Raw genomic sequence first — 9,282 nt, 5'->3', positions numbered from 1 at the left:
GGTCCGCGTCCGGCGCCGCCGCGCCGCGGTGGTGGCGGCGGAGGCGCTGTGCCCGCGGCGGGTCCGCGCGGCTCGGGTGCCGCGCCGCCGGGTGGCGCCTCGCGGGTGATGAACCGGATCTCGACGGCCCGCGCCGCGACCGGCGGGCTGAACCGGGCCGAGGCCGCCATGGGCGACGTCGCCGGTGACCGCTGGGCCAACCGCTCACCCGACCTCGGCAGGAGCACCATCCCACGATGACGACGACCGAGACATCCTACGAGCGGCGCTCGTACGGTTTGTGGCAGAAGCCCCGCAGCGCAGGCCTTTTCGGACTGCGCTGGGGGGAGACGGTGCTCGGCTTCGGGGTCGTCATCACGGCGCTGCTCACGGCGCTGGTGGCGGGACCGAAGCCGGCGTTCTTCGTGGCCGGCATCGGCGCGGTCGTGATGGTTCCACTGGTCTGGCGGTCGGGGGGCCGCTCCGGATACGAGACGGGATTGATGATGTTCCATTGGTTGCGCGGTCGCGGCAGGGGCGAGCACGTCTACCGCGGCGGCCGGTTCTCCCGCGTCCCCGGCGGCGTGGCGCGGCTTCCCGGCCTGATGGCGCCGTCGAAGCTGTACGAGGGCATCGACGCGGGCGGCTACAGCTTCGGCATGATCCACCTGCCCCAGTTCGCCCAGTACACGGTCGTGCTGCGGGCCTGGCCGCAGGGCCACGAGGCGGTGGACCAGCCGGTGATCGACCGCTGGGTGGCGGCGTGGGGCACGTTCCTGGCGTCGCTGGGCCAGACCTCGGACATCATCGCCGTCGTGCCCGTCATCGACACGGTGCCGGAGACCGGAAACCGTTTGCTCACCGAGGTTTCCACCATCACCCGCCCGGAGGCGCCGGAGCTGGCCCAGCAGGTGATGTTCGAGCTGGCGACCGAATTGCCGCAGGAGCGTGTGCAATTGCTGCCGCGGGTGGCGATCACGTTCAAGGCCACCACCGCCGAGCGCCGCAAGAACCCGGCCGAGGAAGCGGTCGAGATCGGCCGCCGGCTGCCGGGCATCTGCGCGGCGCTGGCCGAGGCGGGCGTGCGGGCGCAGCCGATGTCGGCAGACGAGGTGATCGGGTTCATCCGGCGCAGCTACGATCCGGCCTCGCAGGCCGATCTGGAGGTGTCGGTCGGCGAGCCGGGCGGGCACGGCCTGGATTGGGCCGACGCGGGTCCGATCTCGCACGAGGAGCGCTGGGACCACTTCCTGCACGACGGCGGCCGCTCGGTCACCTGGGAGATGGACACCGCCCCCGAGGGCGCGGTCGACGAGCGGGTGCTGCAACGCCTGCTCGCGCCCAATCCGGAGGTCCCGCGCAAGCGCATCGCGATTGTGTACCGTCCGCACTCGGCGGCCGACGCCGCCGAGATCGTCGACGACGACTACAAGAACGCCCTGGTGGCTCAGCAGAGCGAGCGCGGTGTCGTGTCGGCCTCGGCGACCCTGCGCGTGGGCGCGACCCAGCAGGCCCGTGAGGAGCAGGCCCGGGGCCACGGGGTGACCCGCTTCGGGGCGCTGGTGACCATCACCGAGCCCCTGCGCGGCGACCTGCCGCGTATCGAAGCCATCACCCGCGACCTGTCCACGCAGGCGCGGCTCAAGATCCGGCGGTGTTACCGATACCAAGCGGCGGCCTTCGCGGCCTCCCTCGGCTGCGGTGTCATCCTGCCGGAGCACGCGAGCATTCCGAAAGCATTGGCGGGGTGAGATGAGCGCGGCGAGCGAACCGAGCACACAGGGCGCCGCGCGCACGACGGAGCCGAGCGCCGGCGAGGCGGAGGAGTGAGCGTTCATGGCAGGTGAGCACGAGCCACCGGTCCGGTCGCGCGGCGAGCCGCCCCGATACCGCGAGCGAGTGGTGGACCCGGAGAATCCGGTACCCGTGCGCCGCGGCACCCGCCGCGGCCGGGACGGCGAGTGGGAACTCGAGGCGTACACGCCCGGCGATCCCGACTCGGCCGACTGGCCTGCCGACTGGGACGAGGTCCCGCTGCGTCCCATCCGCAGGCGCGCCCCCGGGGAACCGGGTGCGGGCGGGCCGCACGCCGAGGCCCGGCGCGGGCATGCCGGGCGCGAGACGGCCGAATCCCGCACCGCCCGTGCGGAAGTCCGTGATCCGGGCGCCTCGGGCGACCGCGCGTCCGGCGCGGCCCGGCGGCAGCGGGACGACACCGACGCCCCCTCCCGGCGGCCCCGCACGGCCCCGCGCGAGGTGGAGCGATCGGACGCGGAGGAGATCGAATCCCGCACCGCCCGAGGAAAATTCCGGACCGCGATCGAGCGGGACCGCCCGGCGGAAGACCAGGAGGCCCGGCGCGCGGAGGCCCGCGGCTCCCAGCGCGGCCGCACCCGCGAATCCCGTTCCGGCCGTGCGCAATCGGACGGCCCCGATTCCCCACGCGTGGGCGAGCCCACGGCAGCGCTGAGCCGGGGACTGCAGGACACCGAACCGTCCGACGCGCCCGTGCCCGCGGGCCGAGAGCCGCGCGGATCGGCCGATCGCGTAGCCGCGCCCACCGAACCTGCTGCCACGCGCCCGGATTCGAACGGCGCCGGCCGCCCCGATGCCACACCCGTGCCTGCCGACGACGCACGGCCCGTCCGCGACCGGGAGATTCGAGGCGCCGAATCGACGGCACATCTCGGCGAGCCCCCGTCGGCCCGCAATGCAGCGCGAGGTGCCGACAATCGTGGCACGAAGTCCACGAGAACACCTGCCCCCCAAGGCGAGAACGGCCGTGGCAGCGAGCCCGCGGAGTCTCGCCCAGAGCGTGGCGGGAACGGCCGTCGCGCCGAGCCTGCGGAGTCTCGCGCGGAGCGTGGCGGGAGCGGACGTGGTAGCGAGCCTGCGGAGTCTGGTGCGGAGCGTGGCGGGAGCGGACGTGGTAGCGAGCCTGCGGAGTCTGGTGATGGGAACGGACCTGGTAGCGAGCCTGCGGAGTCTCGCGCGGAGCGTGGCGGGAACGGCCGTGGCAGCGAGCCCGCGGAATCTCGCGCGGAGCGTGGCGAGAACAGCCGTCGCGCCGAGCCCGCGGAATCCCGGCCTGAGCGTCCTGAGAACGGCCGTGGTGCCGGGGACGCGGACTTCCGCGTCGAGGGGGGCATAGACCGGCGCGGCGGGGAGGATGCGGCGGGGGCCGGGCGGTCGTCGTCGGTGCGGGCGGAGGGCGGTGGTGCCGGTGAGCGGGCTGCTGTGGATGCGCCTGTTCCGGACGGGCACGTTGCCGACACGGCAGGGCGCGGCGGGAAGTCCGGTTCGGCGGGTGTGGGCTCGCGGGAGTCCGGAGTGCGTGCGAACGGTTCCTCGGAAAGTACGGACGGTTCCGGGGCCGCGCGGGCAGAATCACAGCGACTGGACATGGCGTCCGGCGAAAACGATTCGGGGCGTGCGGATTCGCGCGGCGCGGACGGGGCCGGCGCCGAGGCGGTGCGCGCGGAGCGGCGCGCCGGGGACCACGACGGTACAGGTGGATTCGTAGCGGCTCCCGAGGAGGTTCCGGCGGGTGGCACATCCGCCACCGCGCATCCGCGTGGCGAACTTCGTTCGGGTGCCGGTGAATTACCGGGGAGTGCGGCTATGGACAACGACGAAACCGGATACTCGCTGGACGTCGGCCCGCCGCCGTTCACGGACATACCGGCCGACCTATCCCAGGGCAACGGCGGCCCGCGACACAACCCGAACGGCGCACCCGGTGCCGAAACCCGTTCCGGCACCGGCTCTGCACGCCGTGACGAGGGTTCTGCGCGCCACGACAACGGCTCTGCGCGCCGTGAGGAGGGATCCGCGCGCCGTGAGGAGGGCTCTGCACGCCGCGACGAGGGATCCGCGCGTCGTGTAGGGGGCTCTGCGCGTCGTGACGAGGAGTCCGCGCGTCGGGACGAGCGACAGCGCGGCGACTCCGCGCACCGCGCGCCGTCCGCCGACCGGCGCGGCCGCCGCGAGCCCCCCGGCGAGCCCGGCGGCCCGCGCCCGGTACAACGCCGCGGGCATGACGAGCCGACCCTGCGTCATCGGGCACGTGCGGGCGAGCGCGGCGACTCCGGACGCGCCGACCGCTCCCGCGGCTCGGATCGCCCACTGCGCGAACCGGTCTCGCCGCACCCCATGCGCGCCCCGGTTCCGCCGCGCTTCGCCGGACCCCGGTCCGCGCCCACCGGCTCCAACCCGCGTCCCGCGCGCGGATCGTCGCGGAAAACCAAGAACAGCAAGCCGAAGCGGCAGGGTCCGCCCCTGCTCGACGACGCCACCAGGGCCAGGTACGAGGCCATCGCCCGCGAGCGCGGCGGCCTGCGCGCGGCCTGGGCGGCCTTCCGCATCCGCACCGACGATCTGCGCCGCGCCAATGCGGCGGCCCGGTACGAGGCGATCGTCGAGGACGGTTTCGAGCGCGATGCCCAGCCGCTGACCGATCGCGGCTACCTGGGCCCCGGCGGCGGCCGGATGAGCGTCGTCGGCCGGCCGGTCGAATACCGCGCGACCACCGCACAGGTCGCCGGGCTGTGGCCGTGGTCGGTGGGCGCGGGCGCCCCCCTGATCGGCACCCCGCTCGGCTCCCACCTGCACACCGGCGCGCCGGTGTGCTTCGACCCGATGAACTGGTTCATGCGCGGCAGCTTCATCACCGCGCCGAGCCTGTTCGTGCTGGGCCTCAACGGTTTCGGCAAGTCCTCGCTGGTGCGCCGGATCGTGCTGGGCGGTGTCGCCCAGGGCATCACCCCGCTGATCCTCGCCGACGTCAAACCCGACTATCGCAAGATGGTGGAGATGGTCGGCGGCCAAGTCATCGACCTCGGTTACGGCCACGGCGCGCTGAACCCGCTCGCCGCCGGAGTGCTCGGCGCGATCGTGCCCCGGCTCGCGGACGTCCCGGCGCTGCAACTGCAAGTGACACAGGAACTCCGGGCCCGGCAGGTCACCCTGATCGCCGGTCTGGTCGAGCTGGTCCGCGGCGCGCGGGTGCGCGATTACGAGGAGACCCTGATCTCCACCGCGCTGCGGATCCTGTACCGCGAGGGCAGCGGCTACACCCCGGACAACCCGCCCATCATGGAGAACCTCGCCGACGTCATCACCGTGGGCGGTCAGGAGCTGATGCTCGACGCCGGCGCCGAGAGCAGCGAGGAGTACCACGAGGCGACCAAGGGCCTGCGCCGCTCGCTGCGCGCGCTCACCCAGGGTCCGTTCGGCGCGGTGTTCAACGGCCAGACGACCACGCCGATCGACACCTCGGCGGTGGCCGTCTGCATCGACGTGTCGCATATCCCGCAGGGGGACAAGAAGCTCAAGGCCGCCGTGATGCTGTCGTGCTGGGCCGACGGCTTCGCCTCCGTCGAGGCGGCGCACGTGCTCGCGGACGCCAAGCTCGGCCCGCAGCGCTACTTCCAGGTCGTGATGGACGAGCTGTGGCAGGTCCTCGGCCTGGGCGACTTCATGGTCGACCGCGTCGACGAGCTGACCCGCCTGCAGCGCGGCCTGGCCACCTCGCTGATCATGATCAGCCACACCATCAAGGACCTGCAGTCGCTCGGGTCGGAGGCGGCCATCGCCAAGGCGCTGGGCTTCCTGGAGCGCGCGCGTGCCAAGATCTTCGGCGCGCTGCCGCCCGAGGAGATCAAGCGCCTGGACTCGACGATACCGTTCACCTCCGCCGAGGAGGAGATGGTGACGGGATGGTCGGCGCCGCAGGCACTGACGGGCGAGGCCCTGAAACCCGGGCAGGCCCGCCCGCCGGCGCCGGGCACCGGCAAGTTCCTGCTCAAGATCGGCGAGGATCGCCGCCCGGGCATCCCGTTCCAGATGGAGTTCACCGTCTCGGAGCGGGAGAGCGGGATCCACGAGACCAACCAGCGTTTCAGCGAGTTCACCGAGTCCACCTCGCGCTCCGGCGACGAGGGGAGCGCCGCGTGAGGCGGGGTGCGTACGGCTTGCGGCAGTTCGGGGAATCCAGCCGGTTCGGGCGTGAGCCGAGCCGTGAATCGGCTGTGCTGCACCACTATTCGCTCAGTCGGCTGCCGAGCATCGGGAGGTTCGTCGGATGATGCCGCACAGGTCCTATCGAAGAGTGTCGCCGGAGGTGCGCCGCGCCGCGGTCGAGCAGGTCAACGCGCTGACGGGAAAGCTACGCAGCGAGTCGGAGGCCTGCCGCGTGGTCGCCGAGCAGATCGGGGTGCACACCAACTCGGTGCGCAACTGGGTCCGCGCGGCCGAGGGCCCGGGTCTCGAGCGCATGGACGCCTCCGCGCTGCGCCGCAAGGTGGCTCTGCTGCAACAGCAATTGGCCGCCGCCGCCGAGATGAACCGCACCCTGGTCGAAACCCTCAACGACGCCAAACGCGGCACATGACCGGTGCCACCGGCCGCGCGGCGCCGCTCGCCGCACCCCGTGCTGGTTTCCGCACCTCGGCTCCGGCCGGGCGGCGTGAACGTGCGAGGGGTGCGGCGGCGCTGGAAGCCGCCGTGCGACAGAATGTTTCGGCGGCGCGGCGGGTCGTTCCCGGCGCGCGCCGCGGGGTGTGCGGAGGAGTGGAGACGGGAAGGGTTGCTGTGTGGTCGGCTGAGGGGCCCGCGCCGGTGCGGTCGCGCGGAGGCGATGCCGCGGAGGTGCGGTGAGCGCGAAGACCCTGATCTGGACGGGCTTCGGCAGCGTGATCGCACTGGTCACGCTGATTCTCGTGGTGCTGGTGCCGGCGTCGGAGAACGAGTGCGACACCACCACCGTCCCGTCGTCGACGGCGCCGCTGGGTGGATATCCGCCGGGTGATCCCCGGGCGCTGGCTTCCTCCGCCTCGGTCACCGCGACGGGCACGGCGGCGCGCCCCCAGACCCCGGGCGTGACGAACGCGCCTGCGGCCATGACGAAGTCGACCGCGACCGGGGCGCCCTCCCTGGCCGCCGGGAAAGCCCCGATCCGGCGGACCTGGCCGCTGCCCGGCGGCTCGTTCTACGTCTCGGACACCTTCGGCGCCCGTGGCGGCGCCCATCTCGGCGTCGACCTCGCGGCCGCGGACGGCACCCCGATCTTCTCCGTCGCCGACGGCGTGGTGGTGGCGGCGGGCCCGGCGTCGGGCTTCGGCAACTGGATCGTCATCGACTCCATCGACGTCAACGGCCGCCCGTTCTCGGCGGTGTACGGGCACGAGTGGGACAGCGGGGTGAAGGTGCGGGTGGGCCAGACCGTGCGCGCCGGTGACGAGATCGGCGCGGTGGGGTCGGCGGGCGAATCCTCGGGCCCGCACCTGCATTTCGAGATCGTGCCGGGCGGCCGCTTCGCGGGCGGCCGCCAGATCGACCCGCTGCCCTGGCTGGACGGCGCGCCCACTCCGAATGCCGGTGGGGCCTGGCCGTATTCGTCGGATCCGCGGTGCCTGCGCGGTTTCGGCACCGCCGGCGGCGCCCTGGCCGACGGCAAGGTGCCGCCCGAACTCGAAATCTGGTATCGCCGTGCGGGTTCGCTGTGCCCGGAGATCACGCCGTCGATCCTGGCCGCGCAGGGCCGCCAGGAATCCGGGTTCCGGCGCGGCCTCACCTCACCGGCCGGTGCGCAGGGCCTGGCGCAGTTCCTGCCCACCACGGCCCGCGCGACCGACCCCGACGACGGCCAGCCGTATCTGCTCGACGCCGACGGCAACGGCACGGCCAGCCTGTGGGACGACGGCGACGCGATCATCGCCCAGGGCCGCTACATGTGCTCGATCGCGCATCAGGTGGAGCGCTGGATCGGGGAGGGCAAGGTGCGGGGCGATGTCGTCCCGCTCAGCCTGGCCGCCTACAACGCCGGAGAGGGCGCGGTGCTGGCTTCCGGCGGCATGCCCAACCAGTACGCCGCGCATTTCTCCGAAACCCAGCCGTACGTGGCCAATATCCTCGCCATGGAGGCGCAGTACCGGGCGCCGGGCGCGATGGGCCGGTATCAGCCCGGGGGCCGGGGCAGCGGCACGGATGTCGTCGAGGCCGCCGAACAGTGGCTCGGCACCCCGTACGTGTGGGGTGGCGGCGGTCCGGCCGGTCCCACCGGCGGTGGTCTGGACGGTCCCGGGCTGACCGCGGCCGCCGTCTTCGCGGCGTCGTCCGGGCAGGTGTCGCTGCCGCGCACCGCGGAACAGCAATGGGAGATGGGCGCGGAAGTGCCTGGGAGCAAGGCACAACCGGGCGATCTGGTGTTCTCGCGGTTCGGTCCGCGCGGCCCGGCGGAGGTCGGCGTCTACACCGGCAACAGCACGATGATCCAGGCCGCGAACCCCTCCGGCGTGCGCGAGGTGCCGGTCCCCGGCGACAGCCGGCTGCGGAGGATGCTGTGAGGACCGCACACAGGCGAAACGGACACGCCGGGACCGGATCCGCTCCGCTGTTGCCGAACCACCGGTCCCGCCGGATAACCTGGAAGAACACGGTGAATTACGCGAACTTGGTGGTGATGCTGGTGGCAGGCGTCGCGATGCTGACCGCCGGATGCGGCGGGGACGGGTCGGAGGCGGCCGTGCGCTCACCCACGTCCACGGTCCGGCAGCTCGAGGCGGTCCCCGCGCCGGATCCCACCACCCCCGACGGCGTGGCGGTGGCCGCCCTGCGGGAGATCTACACCTGGCGCCCGGCCGCCGAGGACCAGGGCGCCTCGCTCGCGCGGGCGCGAAAATGGCTCGGCCCCAGTCTGATCCGTACGCTGGACACGCCGCCCGGCGCCGAGACTCCGAAACCGACACTGCGCTGGGTGGATTGGGGCCGGGCGGGCGCCACGGTCGAGGCGTTCACCTTCGCGTCGGGCGAGAAGGCCCCCACCGCCGGCGATCCCGACCACGAGCAGTACAAGATCGGAATCGAACAGACCGTCGTCTATCCGGACGGCCGGCGGGAGCCCTTGCCGCCGGCGACGGTGATCGCCACGGTCGCGCGCACCCCCGACGGCTGGCGGCTCGACGGATTCCGCTGAGCGTCACCCACGAATACGGTCTCACCCCAGGAGGCGGAGATGGCGAAGAAGGTACGGGACCCGGCCGATCCGGGCCCGGACGTATCGCTGTACATGATCTACATCGGTTTCGCGGTGGTCGGAATCGTGTGGCTCGCACTGCATCTCGGCAACCACATGTCGGTGACCAAGCAGGACATCCCGATCAATCCGATCGCGATCGTGGCCGGCCTGGCGCGCCGCCCGTACGAGTGGCCGCCCCCGTCCACCCGGATCCAGCAGCGCGGGGTGCGACCCGTGGTTGGCGCGGGGGGGGGGGGCCGCCCGCCGGAAAAAAACAAAAGCAAAGG

The 9,282-nt window shown here is 72.9% G+C and carries 5 protein-coding genes and 2 pseudogenes; all 7 read left to right on the top strand.

Features of this window, described 5'->3' with window-relative positions:
- Positions 1 to 240, top strand: a pseudogene (locus QH470_RS38055) (hypothetical protein); the annotation flags it as partial.
- The gene (locus QH470_RS38050) at positions 237 to 1,730 is read left to right on the top strand and encodes an SCO6880 family protein (RefSeq protein ID WP_280277252.1); all 1,494 of its coding nucleotides are present in this window, start codon (positions 237 to 239) and stop codon (positions 1,728 to 1,730) included. The pseudogene QH470_RS38055 and the gene QH470_RS38050, both read left to right, overlap by 4 nt.
- A 1,870-nt stretch (positions 1,731 to 3,600) precedes the next feature.
- A complete protein-coding gene (locus tag QH470_RS38045; RefSeq protein WP_280277251.1) occupies positions 3,601 to 5,934 on the top strand; it encodes a hypothetical protein in 2,334 nt (777 codons plus the stop codon).
- 127 nt (positions 5,935 to 6,061) lie between these two features.
- Positions 6,062 to 6,370: a transposase gene (locus tag QH470_RS38040; protein ID WP_280277250.1), complete on the top strand. Its 309-nt coding sequence runs from the start codon at positions 6,062 to 6,064 to the stop codon at positions 6,368 to 6,370.
- A gap of 262 nt (positions 6,371 to 6,632) precedes the next feature.
- Entirely contained in the window at positions 6,633 to 8,324 is a 1,692-nt protein-coding gene (locus QH470_RS38035) for a peptidoglycan DD-metalloendopeptidase family protein (RefSeq protein ID WP_280277249.1), read from the top strand.
- Positions 8,325 to 8,416: 92 nt separating this feature from the next.
- Positions 8,417 to 8,953: a hypothetical protein gene (locus QH470_RS38030; protein WP_280277248.1), complete on the top strand. Its 537-nt coding sequence runs from the start codon at positions 8,417 to 8,419 to the stop codon at positions 8,951 to 8,953.
- 39 nt (positions 8,954 to 8,992) lie between these two features.
- A pseudogene (locus QH470_RS38025) lies at positions 8,993 to 9,282 on the top strand (conjugal transfer protein); the annotation flags it as partial.

This window comes from Nocardia wallacei (genome assembly GCF_029868745.1).
Lineage (GTDB): Bacteria > Actinomycetota > Actinomycetes > Mycobacteriales > Mycobacteriaceae > Nocardia > Nocardia wallacei_B.
This window is presented reverse-complemented; position numbering and strand designations above follow the sequence as displayed.

Excerpts from the sequence above, each read along its gene's own strand:
- QH470_RS38040 (WP_280277250.1), top strand. The coding sequence starts at position 6,062 with ATGATGCCGCACAGGTCCTATCGAAGAGTGTCGCCGGAGGTGCGCCGC.
- QH470_RS38050 (WP_280277252.1), top strand. The coding sequence starts at position 237 with ATGACGACGACCGAGACATCCTACGAGCGGCGCTCGTACGGTTTGTGG.
- QH470_RS38045 (WP_280277251.1), top strand. The coding sequence starts at position 3,601 with ATGGACAACGACGAAACCGGATACTCGCTGGACGTCGGCCCGCCGCCG.